This window comes from Pseudoalteromonas sp. DY56-GL22, from assembly GCF_041414715.1.
Lineage (GTDB): Bacteria > Pseudomonadota > Gammaproteobacteria > Enterobacterales > Alteromonadaceae > Pseudoalteromonas > Pseudoalteromonas simplex.
On sequence record NZ_JANHZR010000002.1, the window covers coordinates 735,738 to 755,005 of the forward strand.

The window sequence follows — 19,268 nt, forward strand, 5'->3', positions numbered from 1 at the left end:
TGGGTCATGATGGACTTGAACCATCGACCAATGGATTAAAAGTCCACTGCTCTACCAACTGAGCTAATGACCCGCTCTAATTGCTTATAAAAGCTATACGTAAATCCGTCGATTAAAGATTACCATTTTAAGAGAATGGTGGGTCATGATGGACTTGAACCATCGACCAATGGATTAAAAGTCCACTGCTCTACCAACTGAGCTAATGACCCGCTCTTTTTTCCGCATTTTGGCTGTTGTTACCAATCGCCTGCTGCGGGCGCTTATAATACTTATTTAAATGCTGAGTGCAACAGAAAATATCTCTTTTTTTAAGTTTTTATGTCTAGTTGCCTAATTTTAGACCGCTTATGTCAAAAAGCAGTCTAATCAGGTCAAATCTACATTTGCGACAGACGTTCTGTGGCTAATTTAGCAGCGGTAGTACTTGGGTACTGATTAATTAAATCATTAAAGGTTTTAAGGGCTTGCTCGCCTAAACCTTGATCCGCTAATAAGTTTCCTAACTTTAACATTGCATCTGGGCGCTTATTAGAATTAGGGTATTCATTCACAACAACTTTAAAGTGCTCAGTCGCACCTGCTTGATCGTTTTGAATAGTTAACAGCTGACCTAACCAATAATGCGCATTAGATGCATACACTGAATTTGGGTATGTCGTTAAGAATGCTTGAAACTCAGGAATTGCTTGCTCATAACGTTTATCTTTCATGATTAACGCCACTGCACGCTCATAAGCTTCGTTTTCAGATAAGTCTGAACTGATTGCCTGTGATGCACCTACATCTGTATAAGTATTTGTAGGTTGAGTTTGTGTTGCAGCAGGCTGGCTATAAGCTTGGCTAACTCGGTTCTCAATTTCTTGATATAGCTCACGCTGACGTTGCAGTACTTTTTCAAGCTTATAGCTTTGCTCTTCTGTAATACCACGTACTTGGCTCACTTCGTCTTGTAAAATATTAAGCTGCTGCTGAAGCTCAGCTTGCAATAAATTACGTGACTTCATCATGTTTTCTAAAGCGACTAAACGCTTCTCAATGCTCGATTGCGAGCTTGCAGCTTCTGAAACAGGAGCGGGAGCAGCCCATAACTGGGTGCTCCCGCTTAAGATCATTGCTGCCAAAATAATTTTCGGCTTCATAATGACTCTTTATTAGTAAACTAATACTGCGCGACGGTTCTTCGCGAACGCTTCTTCAGTGCGAGACTTAACCATTGGCTTCTCTTCACCATAGCTCACTACTGACATTTGGCTAGCAGAAACACCTAAACTTTGTAAGTATTTTTCTACTGCTTGACCACGGTGCTCGCCTAGTGCGATGTTGTACTCAGGCGTACCGCGCTCATCAGCGTGACCTTCGATTAGTACTTTAACTGAAGGGTTTTGTACTAAGAATTCAGCGTGTGCTTGTAATAGTTCAGCATACTTGCTTTGGATTTTTGCGTTATCAAAACCAAAGTAAATGATTTGCTCTTGACGTAACGCTTCGTATTTTTCACGAAGTGCTTCTTCAGCTTGTTGCTCTGGAGTAAGCGTTGCAACTTCAACAGTATCAGTGTTGTTTGATTGCTCAACCATACCTTGGTTAGATTGGTTTGCAGCACCTTCATCAACACCTGAAGAAGAGCTACACGCCGCTAATGTCATCACTGGCACAGCAATTAGCAGGCCTTTTAAAGTTTTATTAAGTTGCATTTAATTGATTCCTATATTGAGTAAACCAGTATAATTACTGTAAATAAGGCGACCAAGCCGGTGCCTTAACTTGTCCGTCTAGCACAGGTAAGCGTGCTTTAAAGCGACCATCCATAGAAACTAACGCCAACACCTGTTTATTATTATGAAGCGTGCTGTAGATAATCATCGAGCCGTTTGGTGCGATACTCGGCGATTCATCAAGGCGTGTTCTAGTTAATACTTGGAACGCACCTGTAGCTAGCTCTTTCTTAGCAAGATGGTATTGACCGTTGGTACGGTTCACCATCACTAATTCTTTTCCATCTGGAGAAACCGAACCTGCTAGGTTCATATCTCCGTCAAACGTCATGCGTTTTGACCTACCAGTTTGCAAATTTAACTTATAAATCTGGGCATTACCACCCCTTTCAGACGTAAACACAATATCTTGCCCATTAGGGAACCAAGATGGTTCAGTATCTATACTACGGTGATTTGTAAGGCGTCTTTCTTTGCGAGTTGCAAGGTCTAAAACATATACTTCTGTTGCACCATTGCGGTCTTTAGAGAGCACTAATAGTAGCTTTTTGCCATCAGGTGAGAACTGTGGCGCACCATTAATACCAGGGTGACTTGTGATCAGCTCACGTTTACCCGTGTATAAATCTTGAATGTAAATTTGGCTTTGACGATTTTCAAATGTTACATACGCAAGCTTAGTACCGTCAGGTGACCACGCTGGTGACATTAATGGCTCTTTAGAGCGAAGTAACACTTGCTCATTAAAACCATCGTAATCAGCAACAACTAATTGGTATGGCTTAGGTTCACCATCACGAACGATGACATAAGCAATCTTCGTTAAAAATGCGCCCTTTTCACCAGTAAGTGCTTCATAAACTACATCGCTAATACGGTGCGCATAACGTCGGAAACCCGTTTCAGCTATTACACTTTCTCTTGCATCAAGAATATGGTCTTGGCTTTTAACTAACTTACCGTTACTCATCATCTGTGTTTGACCACCCGTGATCTGACCACGAATAACATCAATAAGCTCATACTTAACTAAGTAACGTCCACCTGGCTGTTGTTCAACTTGACCAACAAGAACGGCTTCAACACCTTTATTAACCCATGCAGCATAGTCAACGTCAGTATCAGTTGCTGGTAATTGAGGCATTGTTGCTACATCAATAGGTTTAAATTTACCACTACGCATTAAGTCTGCTGCAATAACGTTACTTAACTTTTCAGGGATGGGGCCAACCCCATTGTATTGAAATGGCACAACCGCAATCGGACGTGCACCATCAACACCTTCGGTAATAACAATTTCTAGTGCAGCACTGGCGATGCCATGAAAGCCCAGTAATACAATAAAACATGCTGTTTTTATCTGGTTGAACATATCATTCCTTTAGAATTCTGGCTTGATTGTTAAATTAATATTTTTAAGTTGCTCAAATACGTCTTTATCGGGTGATACCGGGAGTGTATCTGCCATACGAACAGCTCGAAGCGCAGCTTCACACACTAATTTATCACCACCTAATGACTTAACTTGTGTTACTAAGCCATTAAAGCCAAGACGAATATTTACACGACATTGTTTATTCTTCATCTTTTCATCGATAAGTAAAGTTTGCTGAATACGTGCCATTATTAAGGCTTTGTATTTGTCGACTTCACTTACAATTTGCTGTTGACGAACTTTATTTCGTGCAGCTTGCTCAGCAGCTAACTGCTCTTGCAACATTTGCTCTTGCAATGCTTGCTGGCGTTTACGCTCGGCTTCGGCTTCTTTGCGTTTACGTTCAGCTTCTGCTTCGGCAGCTTTACGCTTACGCTCTTCTTCCGCTTTCTTTAACGCCTCTTCTTCAGCTTTGCGCTTTTCTGCTGCAGCTTTTGCTGCTGCTTCAGCTTCTTGCTTTTGCTTTTCGGCTTGTTGCGCTTTAGCACGTTCTTTTTGCTGAATTTCACGTGCTTTTTTCGCTTGTGCTTCGGCTTCTGCTTTTTCTTTCTCTTTCGCGCGGCGCTGTTGCTCTAGCTTTTTAAGACGACGATCTTCCGCTTCACGTTGCTTGCGCGCATCATTGGCACGTCGTTCAAGATCACGAAGACGCTTTGCTTCAGCTTGTTTTTTCGCTTCTTCTTGCTTTTTTAGCTCAGCAATTTTTTGTTCAACCTTTTGTTGGTCTACCGTAACCGCTGAAACAGCCTTTTCTGGCTCAGGCATAGCTGGATTCAAAGTTACTTCCATTACCTTAGGAGTAGGTAAATGAAAACTAGCTGATCCAATTAAAAAACCAATAATACCCAGATGTAATAGAATCGATTTGATTAATGACTCACGCATACTAACCCTCAAATGATTCGGTCATTAAACCCACTGAAGGCACACCGGCATTTTTCAAAAAGTCCATGAGTAGCAGTACTTCTTGATAAGAAACACGGCCCGAACCTTTGATCATCACTGGCGTATCTGGATTCTTTTGCAGCTGAAGTTTAATCACTGCAGCAACATCCAACGCTTCCATTGGTGCTTCAGGATCTGTACCAATACTTACATAGTACTTACCTTCAGCATCAATTGACGCAATAATTGGAGGCGTGTCTTTAGTATCAACAAGATCCGATTCTTCCATTTTTGGCAAATCTACTTTTACACCATGAGTAATAAGTGGCGCAGTTGCCATAAATATGATTAGTAGTACCAACATTACGTCAATGTAAGGAACTACGTTTATCTCACCTACTGGGCGACGTTTCTTACGCTGGTACATTCGCTTTAGCCTCTATTTGCGCAGCAGCTTGGCGGTGTAAAATATTGGCGAACTCTTCCATGAAGTTAATATAATTACCTTCAAGCTTTTCTACTTTGTTTGCAAAACGGTTGTAAGCAATAACAGCTGGAATTGCAGCAAATAAACCCATTGCTGTTGCGATTAGTGCTTCAGCAATACCTGGCGCTACCATTTGTAGCGTTGCTTGCTTAACTTCACCTAATGCGATAAATGCGTTCATAATACCCCACACCGTACCAAACAGGCCGATGTAAGGACTAATAGAACCCACTGTTGCTAAAAACGATAAACTTGACTCAAGCTTTTCAACTTCACGCGATAAAGCAACACGCATTGAACGGTGTGTGCCTTCCATAACAATACTTGCACTTTGTGGTGAATTTTTCTTATGACGTGCAAACTCTTTAAAACCTGCAACGAATAATGCTTCAACACCTGATGCGCCACCAGGACGCGCTGATACTTCGTTGTATAATTTACTTAGGTCAATACCCGACCAAAACTTCTGCTCAAAGCGCTTTGCGCCATTAAGTGCATCAGAAATCGCTTTTTTACGCTGAAAGATAATTGCCCATGACATTACCGACATACCGACTAATGCCAACATTACTAGCTGGACAAGTACACTGGCTTCTAGAATAAGATCTAAAAAGTTAAGCCCTGATCCCACGTTAAACTCCTAAAATAGATTTCTATGTAATTTGTTATATTTTTTACACTTGTATTTATTGACCACAAAGGCGGCCAAAAGTTACATCTAGTGTATCTAGTCAGCTATGAACTGACAACGCTCTTGCTGTGAATTAGCGGCAAATAACGGTAAAAAGCAATTTGCTTAGTTATTTTTTAGCCACATTAGGTTTTATCAATACAATTATGCATATTTTCACCTTAATAATAAGTCACTACAGTGACACTAAAAAGCAACCAAAACAGCCAAAAACTCGGCGTTTATTCATAAATAACGCATAAACACCCAAAAGCACTTTTACGAATCTACTACAGAATACTTAAACTAATCCTGAATAAAGTTCTTAAAATTTATAAAAACCTTCCCATTCATAAACTTAAAATTAATATATTCACAATGTGAACAAAAAGAAAACAATTAAAAAATATACTCACATTAGTTTTTTTTATCTGAAAATAAAATTTTTCTAGTTTGAAGAAAAATCCATCATTGCGTATTATTTACCTATACCGAGCTAGCAACCTCATGAAAGTTTCTTTCATTAAGCTCCGTTTTTAGCAATATGAAATTTCGTATTGCACTAGGTTTACTTAAATCTGGATAAAACCTTTTTTAAGTAGACCGTAGTTCCCTGGATTACTTCCTTCAACTTGTTGTTTGCCCGCATCCTTATGCGGGCTTTTTTTTGCCTACACAAACGTCAATGAGAATACCTATCGATAACTTAACAGCATGTGAATTACAGATGTTAAAATAAGACAACAACCCAGTGGTAAGCGGTAAGCGGTAAGCGGTAAGCGGTAAGCGGTAAGCGGTAAGCGGTAAGCGGTAAGCGGTAAGCGGTAAGCGGTAAAAATCTACTTACCCGTTGGATACAAGCAATTTATCTCGATAAAAAGCAGCCCTTTCGAGCTGCTTGATACTTATAGCTTAAAGCTTGTAACTAACCGCGGGGTTTTTAGTTATTTTTCTGGCGTTAGCCCAAAGTGTAAATAAGCGATGTCTGAAACAAGTCGTCCGCGTGGGGTGCGTTGTATAAAGCCTTGTTGAATTAAAAACGGCTCTATCACATCTTCAATGGTTTCTTTTTCTTCACCAATTGCAGCCGCTAGGTTATCAAGGCCAACGGGGCCGCCCATAAATTTTTCGATAATAGCTAACAGGTATTTTCTATCCATGTAGTCAAAACCGCTTTTATCAACATCAATCATATCGAGGGCTTGCTCTGCAACTGTGGCATTCACTTTACCGTCTGATTTCACTTGGGTGTAATCACGAACGCGGCGTAATAAACGGTTTGCTATGCGCGGTGTACCGCGTGAACGCTTGGCGATTTCTGTAGCACCTTCATCGCACATGGTTAAGTCTAAAAAGCTTGCTGAACGGGCAACAATTTTTGATAAGTCTTCAACCGAATAAAATTCTAATCGCTGTACGATGCCAAAACGGTCTCTAAGTGGTGAGGTGAGTGAGCCAGCACGCGTTGTTGCGCCAATTAAAGTAAATGGCGGTAAATCAAGCTTTATTGAACGTGCTGCAGGGCCTTCACCTATCATGATATCCAGCTGATAATCTTCCATTGCTGGATACAAAATCTCTTCGACTTGCGGGCTCAAACGGTGAATTTCGTCAATAAACAGTACGTCACCTTCTTCAAGGTTCGTTAAAAGTGCGGCTAAATCCCCTGCTTTTTCAAGCACTGGCCCCGACGTTGTTTTAATATTAACCTTAAGCTCGTTGGCAACAATGTTTGCAAGTGTGGTTTTACCAAGACCCGGTGGACCAAATATTAATAAGTGATCCAGCGCTTCGCCACGATGGCGAGCTGCCTCAATAAAAATTTCCATTTGTTGCTTAACATGCGGCTGGCCTGTGTAATCGGTTAACAGTTTTGGTCGTATGGCACGATCAACACTGTCTTCGTTACTTTGTTCACTCGCATCTATTAAGCGATCTGCTTCAATCATGGTTTACTCACAACATTGATTTTAGAGCTTCTTTAATTAGAACCTCGGTCGTCATATCTGGTTTGTTCACTGTTTTAACCGCTTTTTGTGCTTGCGGTAGCTTATAGCCTAATGCCACAAGTGCTGATACAGCATCATCAGCAGCATTATTTGCCACTAGGGTATCATCACTTGATGGCTCAATGACGGCATTATCGCTAAATGGTGTAAATAAGTCATTACCCCAATTTTTAAGCCTGTCTTTCATTTCGAGCACTAAACGCTCAGCCGTTTTTTTACCAACGCCCGGTAGTTTAACCAGTGTGGTCGCATCTTCATTATTAACACAACTTACAAATTGCTGCGCCGACATACCCGATAAAATAGCTAGACCAAGCTTTGGCCCTACACCATTGGCTTTTAAAAGCTCTCTAAATAAAGCGCGTTCGGTTTTGTTGTTAAAGCCAAATAATAGCTGGGCATCTTCACGTACCACAAAATGGGTATAAATAATCGCTTGCTCACCCACTGCTGGTAAATCATAAAAGCAAGTCATGGGCATTTGTACTTCGTAGCCTACACCACTTACTTCGATAAGAATTTCTGGTGGCTGCTTTTCTACTAGTAAGCCATTTAATCGACCAATCATATTACTTCCTTAATCGTCCTCTTACGGTTTTGCTCGCACTGCCCGCAAGTTTTATTAAATTTTGTTCTGAGTGTGCATGACAAATAGCAATTGCTAAAGCATCTGCGGCATCGGCTTGAGGGGTACCTGGCAGCTTTAAAATGTTTTTAACCATATGCTGTACTTGAGACTTATCGGCTCCGCCATTACCTACAACGGCCTGCTTAATTTGCCGAGCTGAATATTCATAAACTGGCAGCTCTGCCATTGAAGCACCAACGATAGCAGCGCCACGTGCTTGACCGAGTTTAAGCGCTGAGTCTGGGTTGTGTGCCATAAACACTTTTTCGATAGCAAAACTGTCTGGGGAGAATTGCTCTACCAATTGACTGATCCCTTGGTAAATCATTTTTAAGCGTATCGGAAAATCGTGATCGGCCAATTTAATGCAGCCACTGCCTAAATAAGTGAACTTAGCACCTTGGTGGGCAATCACGCCGTACCCTGTTAATCGTGAACCAGGATCAATCCCTAAAATAATCGCCAACTAACTGACTCGTCTATTATCATTATTATCTGCGGTTAATAATGCCAGAGCACTGTATAAATTACCAGTAGCCAATTGCAATTCATAAAAAATGCCCGCAATTGCGAGCATTTTATAGTCAACCTTTAATTAAGACATTTACGCGAGCGAGCGTAATAAGCCTTGGGTATTTTTTCGCATTGTTCGCGCTATCATCAAATAACCCAAACATGCCACAAATAAGCCACCGACTGCTGGGCCAATCACCCAAATATGAGGGTGGAACTTACCTGCTAAATCGAACATTTGTTTTTGTACTATTAACAGGGCGATGTCACTGACAATGGCAGCAACTAAGCCTGCGGTAACGCCTAATAATAAAAACTCATATAAGGTGGCATTTTTAATTAAGCGCCCTTTCGCACCTAAGGTTCGCAAAATAACAATCTCTTGCATTCGCTCACCCAAACTTGCTTGTACTTGTGAAATAAGTACTAAAGCGCCACAGGCAACCACAATCGCTAGTACAAAGCCAATCGCTAACGATACTTGCTCTATGGTTGAGCGAATTTGTTTAATAAAGCTCTCAACATCTATCACGTTAACCGTGGGGTATTGACGCATTAGCTCATTAAACTCTCGTTTTTTCTCTGCTTTTACATTCACTGATGAAATATAAGTAGCAGGAAAACTCGCTAGCACATCTGGGCTTAAAATAATAAAGAAGTTAGGTTTAAGCGTGGTCCAATTAACCTTACGTACACTGGTAATTTTTGCGTCAAACGACTGCGCGCCAATTAAGAAAGTAAGCGTATCGCCTATTTTTACATCAAGGCGCTCAAGCATCGACTCTTCGACCGATGCCTCGGCTACTGAGTCTTCACTAAACCATGTACCGTCGATAAGCTCGTTTTGATTGGGTAAGTCTTTACGCCAAGTTAGGTTTAACTCACGGCCAATACCAGAGCGGGCTTCTTCGTCTTTCTTTTCGTTGTCTTCTTGCGATACTTCGCGGGCAACCAACTCACCATTTACGGCATTTACACGGCCACGAACAACCGGATAGAAATCAGACGTTGGCATATCATTTTGCGCTAAGAAGCTAGTAATAGGCTCTAACTCTTGCTCAGTAATGTTCACTAAAAATGAATTAGGGGCATTTTCAGGAAGCTGAGACTGCCAATCCGAAATCATGTCGTTCTTAAGTACAATTAAAAACAGTAATAGCTTGATAGCCAAAGCAAAGCTAATTAATTGCACAGCATTCACATTGGCACGCTTTTGAATTGACGCAATCGCCAATGACCAACTATTGCCCGGACTCAAGCCAAGTTTGCGGCCACCACCAAAAATAACCTTTGATAAGCCAAATAACACCGCAATTAAAAATGCCGTAGAAAGGAACAAAATTGCACTAATTTTGATGTTGTTACTAAATAACCACATCAGTAAAAACACAGTAAGCGCCGACATAGTAAGGTGCACTTTACTTACTAATAAACGGTCGCCTAAGTTACGGCGAAGCACACGCAGCGGCGGAATATCAAATAAATCGAGTAGCGGTTTAATTGAAAACATAACCGCACAAATCACACCCGTGCTAATCGCAATGATCCAAGGTTTTGCCGATGCACTCGGCAATGCTGAGCCCATGGTTTGTGCCAAATAATCAGTGGCAATCGCTTGTAAACCATAACCAATCAGTAAACCGACAATCACCGACATTGAACATACAAGGCTCAAATGTAATAAATAGATTTTACGGATCATAGCGCGGCTACCGCCAAGCGTTTTCATCATAGCAACTGGGTCGTACTGACGCTCACAATAACGTTTTGCCGATACCGCAATAGCAACGGCAGCTAAAATAATGCCAAGTAAACCAGCTAGCAATAAATAGCTTTCGGCACGATTTAAACTATTAGAAATAGGTGACTGGCGATCTTTAACGCCATACCAACGCTGGTTTTCTTTCATTTGTGGTTTTAACCACGCATAAAAGGTATCTAAGTTGTCTTTGTCGCCAGCATAAAGTTGGCGGTAAAACACCCGGCTGCCCGGCTGAATTACCTCTGTCACAGCAATGTCTGCTTCATTGATTAAGATTCGTTGGCTGCTTGAAAACACATTAAACGGTGCATCAGGCTCTTCAGCTACAACATGACTAGCCGTAAACGTAGCTGCGCCAAGCTCTACTTTATCGCCCACTTCAATGTTTAGCGCATAAAACACAGATTCACTTAACCACACTTCACCACGACTTGGGATATCAGAAGTTACTTGTGGTTGACCAGTCAGGCTGGTTTTTACTTTTAATTCGCCTTTTAACGGATAAGTGTTTGATACCGCTTTGACCGAGCCAAGTTGCATTTCGTCACCGGCAAATAACATGGTGTCGAAGTAAGTTATTTTAGCGGTGCGTAAGTTTTCTTGGTTAGCTTGTTCTAAAAACTCAACAGGTAAAGCATGGTTACTCGCTAAAACGCGATCAGCCGCAATAAAAGCACTGCTTTTTTCTTCAATACTTTGACCAATTCGATCGGTAACCATAGACAGTGTTAAAACAGTGAGAACAGCTAAGGCTATTGCTGCACTGATCACTGTTAATTCGCCACGCTTAAACTCACGTGAAAACAGTTTTAGTGCTAATTTAGCCCACATTCGCTTGCACTCCTTCGTTTTCTTTAACAGTTACTAGCTGCCCTGCTTCAATATGTAAAATTTGCTGGCACTTTTGTGCAAGCTGCTCATCATGGGTTACTAAAATAAGTGTCGTGCCGTGCTCTTTATTTAATTCAAATAATAGAGACTCAATTAACTTACCGTTTTTGCTATCAAGGTTTGCTGATGGTTCATCGGCAAATAAGATTTTCGGTGTGCCTATAAATGCACGAGCAATTGCTACACGTTGCTGCTCACCACCAGATAATTGCGATGGGTAATGACCCACACGATGGCTTAAGCCTACTTTTTCAAGTAGCTCTAGGGCTTGTTGTTTAGCGTCTTTGCTTCCTGCAAGTTCAGCGGGAAGCATTACGTTTTCAAGGGCTGTTAAGCTTTGTACAAGCATAAAAGACTGAAATACAAAACCTACTTTTTCAGCGCGAAGTGCTGCGCGTGCCTCTTCATCTAATTCGTGTAATGCGGCTCCATCTAAATGGATACTACCACCGGTAGATTGGTCAAGGCCGGCCAATAAACTCAATAAAGTAGACTTACCCGAACCAGAGGTGCCCACCACGGCAACTGAGTCACCCGACTTGACATTAAAGCTGATGTCACTGAGGATGGTCAGGTCGCCCTCAACCGTGGTGACCGTTTTAGAAAGTCCTTTAACTTGAATGATGTTTAATTGAGAAAGCGCTGACATATGATGCATCCAATCCTACGTTTTATATTCGTTTTACTGTTAGTAATCAAACCACTTACGGCAGCAGCTGACAACACAATTTTAATTCTAGGTGACAGTTTAAGCGCCGCTTACGGACTTAAACAAGAGCAAGGCTGGGTTAAATTGTTACAAGATAAGTACGATGAAAAAGACCAATCTGTATACCTAGTAAACGCCAGTATTAGCGGTGAAACCACAGGCGGTGCCCTAAGACGGCTCGACGCGTTACTGAGCGAATTTGAACCCACTCATGTACTCATTGAGCTTGGCGGAAACGATGGTTTACGAGGTTTCCCTATTAAACGCCTGCAAGCTAACTTACGTGATTTAATTGCAAAAAGCCAAAAAATTGGGGCGAAAACCGCCGTAATGGAAGTACAAATTCCACCAAACTATGGCCCGCGTTACACAAAACTTTTCACCGATAGCTTTAAAACCATTGCCGATGAAACAGATTCTGAGCTCATGCCGTTTTTCATGCTTAGCATTGCAGGCCGCCCTGAACTTATGCAAAACGATAACCTGCACCCTAATGCCGATGCTCAACCATTAATACGCGACTTTATGTACAATACGATCAACGATTGGCTAGATTAACCTCTAGCCCATTGATTTAATATCGATTGCCTGAACAATTAACAGGCAATCGAACTGCGGGGATATTGATTTTTATAAAAAAAGCCGTACTATGGCTTTCAACGTCGGCATATAGCGCAGCTTGGTAGCGCACTGTCATGGGGTGTCAGGGGTCGCAGGTTCAAATCCTGCTATGCCGACCATTTTTCTACACTCTATTCAATAAGTTAAATAACTTACCTATTCACTTTATCGCACCTTAACTCTGCATTCCTTTATTTATATCGCACATTTATCGCACCATAGTTAACTAAATTTATTTTCTTATTTTTAGGTTAGATTATGTGTTGATTGGGGGGATATATGAAGACAGCTAATGGCACCTTTGTTACCTTCCCAAAGATAGAATTTTATAAAAGCTTTTCAGATAAATAATATGTAATAGACGGGCAATGAATCGTGGCAGCCCATATATGATCTTATGCTTTTGGCAATTAGGTTAGAATTGCTCCTAACTGATAGGTTTGAGCGAGAAGCAGACGGCCACTCTAACACGCTTTTGGACAAAAACACGTTAGAGTATTTAATCAGTAACGCCCAGCGCAGGTGCAGCCAGCGCGGAGCAGATTTTGTGTTAATGTTTGAGCGTCAGCGAGTAACACAAAATCTGCGTAGCGTTGGCTGTCGCTCTGCCGCTGTTTGTTAGACTCTTTTGGCCTGGGAGAACAAGCGTTCCATTTCTTCAGCATATTGCCGAATATGCTCATTCACCTCCTGGACTTTCTCCTTACGAAGGCTTGTGGAACTGTTTTCAAGTTGAGCCTCCACCCACGCAATAGCCCATAGAGTAGATGAATACATATTTGCATAACTTTCAAATCTGTTCTCGAACTTATACTCAGAGATCAGCTTATTCAAATTCTCAATATGCCCATAAGTAGTTGAAATGGCATCACGCTCTTCGGGCTTAAATTTTGTATACATCTCGTGATAAAACTTATCAAATATTAATGTTTTAATAGGCTGAGGAGTGATAGGTCCGTTTGTACTCTCTTTTGCTCCATCACGGAACTCTAGGCAGTATTTCTTAGCGCCGTTGGCCTTCCTTAAAATATCTGAAAGTTCTGCTTTTAGTGCCGACTTTAGCTTGCGCGTCTTATAAATTGACTTCCAAACTTCTGTGAGCTGGGCTAGGAGCCAGCCAACAGATATTGATACCATTGCAATAACTAATTTCGAATCCACATTTCCCTCTTGAGTCTAACATGTTTATAGCGAGCGAATCGCGCGTTTTTCTACCACTGCGTCGCTCGCTTTTCTGAATGACTCATTTGTAACAAACTTCTTAACTAATTGCCATGACTACTAAAATGCAGGGGATTTAGTTTTTGTCTCAGAACAAAAACAAGCGATTGGGTCGTTTTTCTGACTATGCAAACACTTTACTTTGACGAAATAAAAAAGCTATTGTGAACAGACGAAGGACGGCTCTATAAAAGAAAGGCCTTGGTAACACCCAATTAGGAGCTGATTAATGTTTGGCTAAAATGCAAAGGTAGCGAAACCGAACCAAGCTTTAGCAGTCCCACGCTTAAACAGCTTGTTATGTTTTACACTTCTTTCGAATTACATTTACGCCTTTATTTTCCAACTGTAAATTTGTAGCTTTGTCTAAAACTTGTAAACCGTTAATAGGTAAAACTTGATTACCGTTTGAGATAACTCCTACCTTCGTTGGACACTCAGACCAACTAACGGAATTAACCATTGAATACGTTTTACCTCTCTCAGGTGTAAATATATATTTTGATGTACATTCATAGCCATTAACGGGGTGTATTAAACCAAAAGCTACAAAAATAGGTTTTCCAGATGCTACTTTTACTGTTGCAGGGTTTCCTAACTTTAACTCTGTAGATACCTTAATATCTCCAGCGTAACCAAAGGTGCTATTTTCACCTTCGCGTGAACACAGCTCGTAAATAATTGCGGTATGGGGATAAGGAGCAAGCCCAAAACCATCTGTTTTTTCTTCAGTTTCCAGCTGTAAATAGGCAATATCAGAACCTATTGGTTCAATATATTCAAACGAGGCTCCTGAAAAACTAGCACCTTGTTCAGTGCTTGCACACCCTACAGTAATAATACAAAAAGTGGAGAGAATAAATTTTTTTCATGTTGGGTCCTTTCTTTCCGTAAAACCTAACGCCCAATGAGCGCCAGCGTACGACTTCAGTTGCTTGTTAGGTGCACTTAGCATTTTTACATTGCATTAAATACTCATGCTTCAACTGTGGTAACGCTTGCACACCATAACCTTGTAGCCAACTAGGGAAAGCTAACGCACTATTTGTTGGCAATTCTACTTCTATCAGATTGCCTTCGGTGTTAATCAAATCTGCTCTAATAACCCAATAATAACCGTTAGTACCCCAAGGGTACTGAACTAATTTAGTAATTTTAATAACAGTACCTTTTGATAAGGCCGAAATTATTGAGCGCTGTTTCTCAAAAGCTAACTTAGTAAATAGCTTGGTATCCCACTCTTCTTGAGCTGATTTATATGCCTGATAGTTGGTAGGTGTTTTAGAGTATTCGTTGCCCGAATCAAAAGCTTGTATTCCAGTACACCATTCTGTTGATTGGATAGACGCATTGATGTCCGCGCACCTTGCTTCGTATAAAAAGCCATCTTTAACTGTTTGGTAATAACTTCCTATCAAGGAAAGCGCTATTGGATCATTAGTTTTATCGTGTACAACAACGCTACAGCCAGAAAGTATTGATAGCAAAAAAAGAGCTAGAAATTTCAAATTTACTTCCTTTGTACCTAACGCCGTATAGAGGGCGGATAAAGCTTGGCTAAAATTATCGACGAAGGAGCGCAAGCCAAGCTTTTTGCGTCCACCCTTAGTGCGATTGTTATATTGCATTGTAAACCATTGGCTCACAAGGCTTTGGTTTATATTCACAATACCGATATTCAATGGTTACAATGTGAGCGATAGCTTGCTCTTTAGATACTTGAGTAAATAAACCATTCTTTAATACATAAAATAGCTCATTTTTATTAGCTGCTACTTTAAGTTGATTCCATTGACCAGCATCAACCAAGTTTGAATTGTGATTGAAGCGATATTGTATAGTTGCATCTTCGGCTAATGTAATTGAACTGTAGGCTCCAAAATATAGCTTACTATTAATGCCGTTAACTTTTACTTGTTGATTCGCACCCGGTTCTTGGTATGCAACCGGAGATATTAGATACACGATTGTACTTTCGGTACTAGGCAGAATAGGAAATTTATACTCAGCTGATTTGGATTTTAAAATTTCAGCAGGGATTCCAACGCAAGATATTAGTACCGAAGCGACTAAAATAATGATTAGATTACGCATAGCTCTCCTTGCAATATTACGCTTGCAGTAAACGGCACAAAATAGCAGGCTAAAATTGGCGACGTAGGAGCACAAGCCTGCTGTTTTGTGCCCACGGTTTAACGGCCTTTTTAGGTGTATATTACACTCTGTTTTTAAATACTACGGGTGTGATCAACATAGCTATCAAAACAATAAAACCAGCGACAAACCCAATATTTTGAAGGTAACTGACACCAGAAAAGAATAATATTATTGCTATAGCGAAAATGCCTATTTGAGAGAAACCTATAGCACGCCTCTTTCTAGCATTACCTTGCCCATGAAAAATCCAAATCAAGGTGACAGGTAGAGATACTAATAACAAAATAAGTAGTAGGTATAATGCCCCACCTCCTCCGTGTGTCACCTGAACCTCCTAAACACATAACGTTTGCTTAGCAGGCTAAAATTAGCGACGAAGGAGCGCAAGCCTGCTGTTTTGCGTCCTTTGGTTTGGGCACTTGTTATGTGTTTTTATTCAGATTTTAAGCCAGACAACTTAACGCTTTCATCTTTTGAAATTGACTTTGCTTGGTCTAAAGTAAACTGAAACCAAAATTCAGTGCGATTCTCATCGAAATAACTAAAGCAAAACTCCACTTCATCAGCGTCAAAGCCACCAACAAACGATGGAGACTGAAACATATCGCTCGACTCTATTTCAAGCCATTGATGAGTTGAGTAGTCTTGGTTAACTATCTCAATACAAATAGATTTTAATTCATCTTCAATTGGTATATCCATCACTGACCTGTTAGAGCACAGAACGCCGACATAATGGGCGGATTAAGCTTGGGCTAAAATAGCAAGGAACAGGCGCCAGTCGAGCTTTAGACGTCCCACACATAATTTACATGTTATATACCAATATGTACCAGAGCCGCATCTCGGAATTCTTGATAGTTGTCAGCATACTCCCAAATAGAAAATAAGTGCTCTCCATTTGAGTCGACTAAACAATACATTTGGCAATTAGCATATTCTTTCGAGTTTTTTAAATCACTCCAAGCATAGAATGATGATTGCTCGTTTTTACATAGAACAATTCCTTTAGAATCGAAGGTAAAACTAAACTTTAAACTCCGAAGGAAACGAACCAATAGAAAGAAATATTTGCCACAAAAATAAACCAAAGCGCTACATAAGAAAAATAAAAAAATTAAAGTTTGCCAATCACCATCCGCAATTCTATTGCTTGATAAGTAAATCATAGATAGAGGACCTAGCGCATAAACAGGCAAAAGTATGACTCCACAAATATAAGCCATTATTTGAACAGAGTTAGAATGTTGAACCATATTTCCCTTGGTATATAACAATTTTATAATGCGAGCATCGCGCATCATTCTGCCGATGTTACGCGCATGTATTAATAAGTCTATTAGTAACAAATTAGTTAAGGCATCGCCAACTCTAATTTTTTTATTAGTACTTAAAGATATTCAGAAAAAAGAAAATGCGCTCGTCGCACATTTTCTTGAATATATGCGCGTACTATAGAGTATGGAAATCAATTAACTCTTATTTTAAGCCAATCTCAATGTCTAGCTATCCCTGAGAATTGATATTTAGGGTATTTGAGTTAACTCATTTCTGGACAAAAACGTGTTAGAGTATTTAATCAGTAACGCTTTGCTAAGGGGCAATTGACTGTTGGCTAAACTTGCGCGAGGCGCCAAGCCAACTGTTAATTGTCCCAGTGAGTTTACGAACGAACTTGAGCAACTTGTTAGTTGCTTATTCTGATTTGCCAGAAAATTTACGTTTGATCCATTTCCAACCATATACGAACGGTATAAAAATGATAAACCAGAACTTTTTAGCAAAAATAGCAGCAGCGGCTAAGAATCCAGCTTTAACAGCCGCTTTACCTGTTGCAAGTTTATAAACTAATGCGCCAGCTCCCATTGCAGCAACAGTGTCTGTTTCAGGCATAAAGTCATCATATTGAAAGCCTTCATTATATGTGTAACTCGCCAAAACAGGCTCTAATACAGCTTCGGCATTAGTAAATTGGTCAGGCGAACCAGCCCAAATAACTTCTGTATAACCTTTTCTGCCTAGTTTTAATGCTTTCGCGTTAATAAATTGTCTATTCTCACTAGTATGCCCATTAATAGCCCAATAAATAATCGAGTTCTCTTTATCCAGAAAAGGTGCCTGCGCCCAACCGTCAATATATAGCTTGGCATGGCCTTCAGCGCGTATTTTATTGGTTTCTTCTGTGCCTTGCATGATTTCAGCTAACATCTCATCGGAATCAATGTTTTCTTCCCAGTCATCAGTTTTTACAAAACCAATGTCATATCGCTGATAAATTGCCGTAGATTCAGATTCATCGACATGTATTTTGAGTTTTACGGCGTCAGGCTTGAAGCCATCGTGCCCTTCTGTAAGAAGCATGAATTTGTGGGCATCTTTTCCCAAAACTAAATACTCATTTTCACTAATCGTAATCTTTGCATCATTAGAGGCAAGTTCATAGCTATCAACGACACCTTTCCAGTCAAGTTGCTGGACCTGATTGAGATACTCATCATCTTGAGAAAAAGCTGAAAAGGAGAAAAATATGGTACATACAATTAATAGTCCTAAACGCATTAATATTTCCTTATTTGTTATTGTAATTTATGTTGATGCTGCATCGGTTCAACCTATGCAACTAACGCCCTGTTAATGGGAGGATTACGCTTGGCTAAAATTAGCGAAGAATGAGCACCAGCCAAGCAGTAAGGCGTCCATTTTAAACAGCTTGTTAGGTTACGAACCTCAATCTACATTGTGATACTGTGCTGCTTGTTCGTAACAGTTAACACATACGACTGACATTTGATTAAACTCTCTGAATCTTTCTGTCATGCCGTCCTCTTCCTCAAAAACAGCCTCACATTGATAACACCAAGCTTGAAAATCATTTGGAACGCTTGAATTTTCAATGAAACCGAGAGGCTCTCCCTCAGGTTTGACAAGATGACCACATAGTACGGCAGCCACTCGCTTTCCATGCTTACCGCAATCAATATACATCGGTTCTATATCTGTACTCATTAGTAACCTAACGCCCCAATAAGGGGCTGATAAATGCTTGGCTAAACTATGTAGCGAAGCGGAACCGAGCCAAGCTTTAGCAGTCCCGTACTTAATTGGCTTGTTATATAGCACTTTTACACTGGCTGTCGCTATAAAAAGTTAGTCGTTTTTTAAACGTTTTAACTAGTTCAGCTTTTAGTAATTCAGCTAATTCTCTAGCCTTTTTTTCATTCCCTTTATTAAAGTCATATGCGGCCGCGAAAAAACAATCGTGGTTTAAATAGTTTTGAACAAATATATGGACGCCGTCATCCAAAGAATATTTAGCAGCAACTAAAACAGCAGCTTTTTCAGGGAGCATTTGTTCTCCACCTTCGTAGTTTTTTGCTAAGTTGTTGTTGAGAGCAAATGAGTCTAAATGTTTTATCAATTCTATTTTGTTGGCATCTTCAATTGAAAATTGTATAACACCTATCGCAGGGTGATGCTCCCTTGAGCAACCTGATATTAGAATAATTGAAATTAGTAACAGATAACGCATGACTTCCTTGTGCTATATAACGCCCGCATAATG

General features: G+C 40.4%; 21 protein-coding genes and 3 tRNA genes. 2 read left to right on the forward strand and 22 right to left on the reverse strand.

All coding sequences use genetic code 11. The features are described from left to right. From NO991_RS07295 to NO991_RS07355, 13 genes are all read right to left on the reverse strand, one after another. Positions 1-73: transfer RNA gene (locus NO991_RS07295), tRNA-Lys, on the reverse strand. A gap of 63 nt (positions 74-136) precedes the next feature. After that, positions 137-212 (reverse strand) — tRNA-Lys (locus tag NO991_RS07300). A 168-nt stretch (positions 213-380) separates the two neighbouring features. Then, positions 381-1,142: a tol-pal system protein YbgF gene (ybgF, locus tag NO991_RS07305; RefSeq protein WP_054553017.1), complete on the reverse strand. Its 762-nt coding sequence runs from the start codon at positions 1,140-1,142 to the stop codon at positions 381-383. Positions 1,143-1,154: 12 nt separating this feature from the next. After that, complete coding sequence (gene pal / locus NO991_RS07310) at positions 1,155-1,697, reverse strand: peptidoglycan-associated lipoprotein Pal (RefSeq protein ID WP_054553016.1); 543 nt, start codon at positions 1,695-1,697, stop codon at positions 1,155-1,157. 34 nt (positions 1,698-1,731) lie between these two features. Continuing rightward, a complete protein-coding gene (gene tolB, locus NO991_RS07315; RefSeq protein ID WP_199528908.1) occupies positions 1,732-3,090 on the reverse strand; it encodes a Tol-Pal system beta propeller repeat protein TolB in 1,359 nt (452 codons plus the stop codon). 9 nt (positions 3,091-3,099) lie between these two features. Further along, positions 3,100-4,038, reverse strand: a complete 939-nt coding sequence (gene tolA, locus NO991_RS07320) for a cell envelope integrity protein TolA (RefSeq protein WP_054553014.1) — start codon at positions 4,036-4,038, stop codon at positions 3,100-3,102. Between the two features lies 1 nt (position 4,039). After that, entirely contained in the window at positions 4,040-4,465 is a 426-nt protein-coding gene (gene tolR, locus NO991_RS07325; protein WP_054553013.1) for a protein TolR, read from the reverse strand. Then, the gene (tolQ, locus tag NO991_RS07330) at positions 4,452-5,156 is read right to left on the reverse strand and encodes a protein TolQ (RefSeq protein WP_054553012.1); all 705 of its coding nucleotides are present in this window, start codon (positions 5,154-5,156) and stop codon (positions 4,452-4,454) included. The genes tolR and tolQ overlap by 14 nt, the downstream gene beginning before the upstream one ends. Positions 5,157-6,139: 983 nt before the next feature. Beyond that, on the reverse strand, positions 6,140-7,144 hold the full coding sequence (ruvB, locus tag NO991_RS07335; RefSeq protein ID WP_371351880.1) for a Holliday junction branch migration DNA helicase RuvB: 1,005 nt from the start codon (positions 7,142-7,144) through the stop codon (positions 6,140-6,142). 7 nt (positions 7,145-7,151) lie between these two features. Beyond that, positions 7,152-7,772: a Holliday junction branch migration protein RuvA gene (gene ruvA / locus NO991_RS07340; protein WP_054553010.1), complete on the reverse strand. Its 621-nt coding sequence runs from the start codon at positions 7,770-7,772 to the stop codon at positions 7,152-7,154. Between the two features lies 1 nt (position 7,773). Beyond that, entirely contained in the window at positions 7,774-8,298 is a 525-nt protein-coding gene (ruvC, locus tag NO991_RS07345) for a crossover junction endodeoxyribonuclease RuvC (protein ID WP_054553009.1), read from the reverse strand. A 138-nt stretch (positions 8,299-8,436) separates the two neighbouring features. Beyond that, positions 8,437-10,938 carry an ABC transporter permease gene (locus tag NO991_RS07350; RefSeq protein ID WP_371351881.1) on the reverse strand — a complete coding sequence of 834 codons (2,502 nt, stop codon included), beginning with the start codon at positions 10,936-10,938 and terminating at the stop codon, positions 8,437-8,439. Then, positions 10,928-11,647, reverse strand: coding sequence for an ABC transporter ATP-binding protein (locus tag NO991_RS07355; protein ID WP_054553007.1), 720 nt, complete (start codon positions 11,645-11,647; stop codon positions 10,928-10,930). The genes NO991_RS07350 and NO991_RS07355 overlap by 11 nt, the downstream gene beginning before the upstream one ends. Between NO991_RS07355 and NO991_RS07360 the strand changes: the two genes are divergently transcribed. Together NO991_RS07360 and NO991_RS07365 are read left to right on the forward strand one after the other, a co-directional pair. Continuing rightward, the gene (locus tag NO991_RS07360; RefSeq protein ID WP_371351882.1) at positions 11,648-12,265 is read left to right on the forward strand and encodes an arylesterase; all 618 of its coding nucleotides are present in this window, start codon (positions 11,648-11,650) and stop codon (positions 12,263-12,265) included. 105 nt (positions 12,266-12,370) lie between these two features. Further along, positions 12,371-12,447, forward strand: a tRNA-Pro gene (locus tag NO991_RS07365). A 499-nt stretch (positions 12,448-12,946) separates the two neighbouring features. On the opposite strand, the gene NO991_RS07370 is transcribed toward NO991_RS07365, so the two are convergent. From NO991_RS07370 to NO991_RS07410, 9 genes are all read right to left on the reverse strand, one after another. After that, entirely contained in the window at positions 12,947-13,489 is a 543-nt protein-coding gene (locus NO991_RS07370) for a hypothetical protein (protein ID WP_371351883.1), read from the reverse strand. A gap of 998 nt (positions 13,490-14,487) precedes the next feature. Next, entirely contained in the window at positions 14,488-15,177 is a 690-nt protein-coding gene (locus tag NO991_RS07375; RefSeq protein WP_371351884.1) for a hypothetical protein, read from the reverse strand. After that, entirely contained in the window at positions 15,167-15,643 is a 477-nt protein-coding gene (locus NO991_RS07380; protein WP_371351885.1) for a hypothetical protein, read from the reverse strand. Before NO991_RS07380 ends, NO991_RS07375 begins: the two co-directional genes overlap by 11 nt. Before the next feature lie 121 nt (positions 15,644-15,764). After that, positions 15,765-16,031, reverse strand: a complete 267-nt coding sequence (locus tag NO991_RS07385) for a hypothetical protein (RefSeq protein ID WP_371351886.1) — start codon at positions 16,029-16,031, stop codon at positions 15,765-15,767. A gap of 107 nt (positions 16,032-16,138) precedes the next feature. Beyond that, the gene (locus tag NO991_RS07390) at positions 16,139-16,408 is read right to left on the reverse strand and encodes a hypothetical protein (RefSeq protein ID WP_371351887.1); all 270 of its coding nucleotides are present in this window, start codon (positions 16,406-16,408) and stop codon (positions 16,139-16,141) included. Positions 16,409-16,521: 113 nt separating this feature from the next. Continuing rightward, on the reverse strand, positions 16,522-16,962 hold the full coding sequence (locus NO991_RS07395; protein ID WP_371351888.1) for a hypothetical protein: 441 nt from the start codon (positions 16,960-16,962) through the stop codon (positions 16,522-16,524). Positions 16,963-17,401: 439 nt separating this feature from the next. Beyond that, positions 17,402-18,265 (reverse strand): DUF2167 domain-containing protein, encoded by an 864-nt coding sequence (locus NO991_RS07400; RefSeq protein WP_371351889.1) that lies wholly within the window; start codon positions 18,263-18,265, stop codon positions 17,402-17,404. Positions 18,266-18,433: 168 nt separating this feature from the next. Beyond that, positions 18,434-18,712 (reverse strand): hypothetical protein, encoded by a 279-nt coding sequence (locus NO991_RS07405; RefSeq protein WP_371351890.1) that lies wholly within the window; start codon positions 18,710-18,712, stop codon positions 18,434-18,436. 103 nt (positions 18,713-18,815) lie between these two features. Then, positions 18,816-19,235 carry a hypothetical protein gene (locus NO991_RS07410; protein ID WP_371351891.1) on the reverse strand — a complete coding sequence of 140 codons (420 nt, stop codon included), beginning with the start codon at positions 19,233-19,235 and terminating at the stop codon, positions 18,816-18,818. Positions 19,236-19,268 lie beyond the last annotated feature (33 nt).

Excerpts from the sequence above, each read along its gene's own strand:
- ybgF (WP_054553017.1), bottom strand. The coding sequence starts at position 1,142 with ATGAAGCCGAAAATTATTTTGGCAGCAATGATCTTAAGCGGGAGCACC.
- ruvB (WP_371351880.1), bottom strand. The coding sequence starts at position 7,144 with ATGATTGAAGCAGATCGCTTAATAGATGCGAGTGAACAAAGTAACGAA.
- NO991_RS07355 (WP_054553007.1), bottom strand. The coding sequence starts at position 11,647 with ATGTCAGCGCTTTCTCAATTAAACATCATTCAAGTTAAAGGACTTTCT.
- NO991_RS07350 (WP_371351881.1), bottom strand. The coding sequence starts at position 10,938 with ATGTGGGCTAAATTAGCACTAAAACTGTTTTCACGTGAGTTTAAGCGT.
- NO991_RS07375 (WP_371351884.1), bottom strand. The coding sequence starts at position 15,177 with ATGCAATATAACAATCGCACTAAGGGTGGACGCAAAAAGCTTGGCTTG.
- NO991_RS07360 (WP_371351882.1), top strand. The coding sequence starts at position 11,648 with ATGATGCATCCAATCCTACGTTTTATATTCGTTTTACTGTTAGTAATC.
- NO991_RS07410 (WP_371351891.1), bottom strand. The coding sequence starts at position 19,235 with ATGCGTTATCTGTTACTAATTTCAATTATTCTAATATCAGGTTGCTCA.
- NO991_RS07400 (WP_371351889.1), bottom strand. The coding sequence starts at position 18,265 with ATGCGTTTAGGACTATTAATTGTATGTACCATATTTTTCTCCTTTTCA.
- NO991_RS07390 (WP_371351887.1), bottom strand. The coding sequence starts at position 16,408 with ATGGATATACCAATTGAAGATGAATTAAAATCTATTTGTATTGAGATA.
- tolA (WP_054553014.1), bottom strand. The coding sequence starts at position 4,038 with ATGCGTGAGTCATTAATCAAATCGATTCTATTACATCTGGGTATTATT.
- tolB (WP_199528908.1), bottom strand. The coding sequence starts at position 3,090 with ATGTTCAACCAGATAAAAACAGCATGTTTTATTGTATTACTGGGCTTT.
- pal (WP_054553016.1), bottom strand. The coding sequence starts at position 1,697 with ATGCAACTTAATAAAACTTTAAAAGGCCTGCTAATTGCTGTGCCAGTG.
- ruvA (WP_054553010.1), bottom strand. The coding sequence starts at position 7,772 with ATGATTGGTCGATTAAATGGCTTACTAGTAGAAAAGCAGCCACCAGAA.
- NO991_RS07380 (WP_371351885.1), bottom strand. The coding sequence starts at position 15,643 with ATGCGTAATCTAATCATTATTTTAGTCGCTTCGGTACTAATATCTTGC.
- NO991_RS07395 (WP_371351888.1), bottom strand. The coding sequence starts at position 16,962 with ATGGTTCAACATTCTAACTCTGTTCAAATAATGGCTTATATTTGTGGA.
- NO991_RS07405 (WP_371351890.1), bottom strand. The coding sequence starts at position 18,712 with ATGAGTACAGATATAGAACCGATGTATATTGATTGCGGTAAGCATGGA.
- tolR (WP_054553013.1), bottom strand. The coding sequence starts at position 4,465 with ATGTACCAGCGTAAGAAACGTCGCCCAGTAGGTGAGATAAACGTAGTT.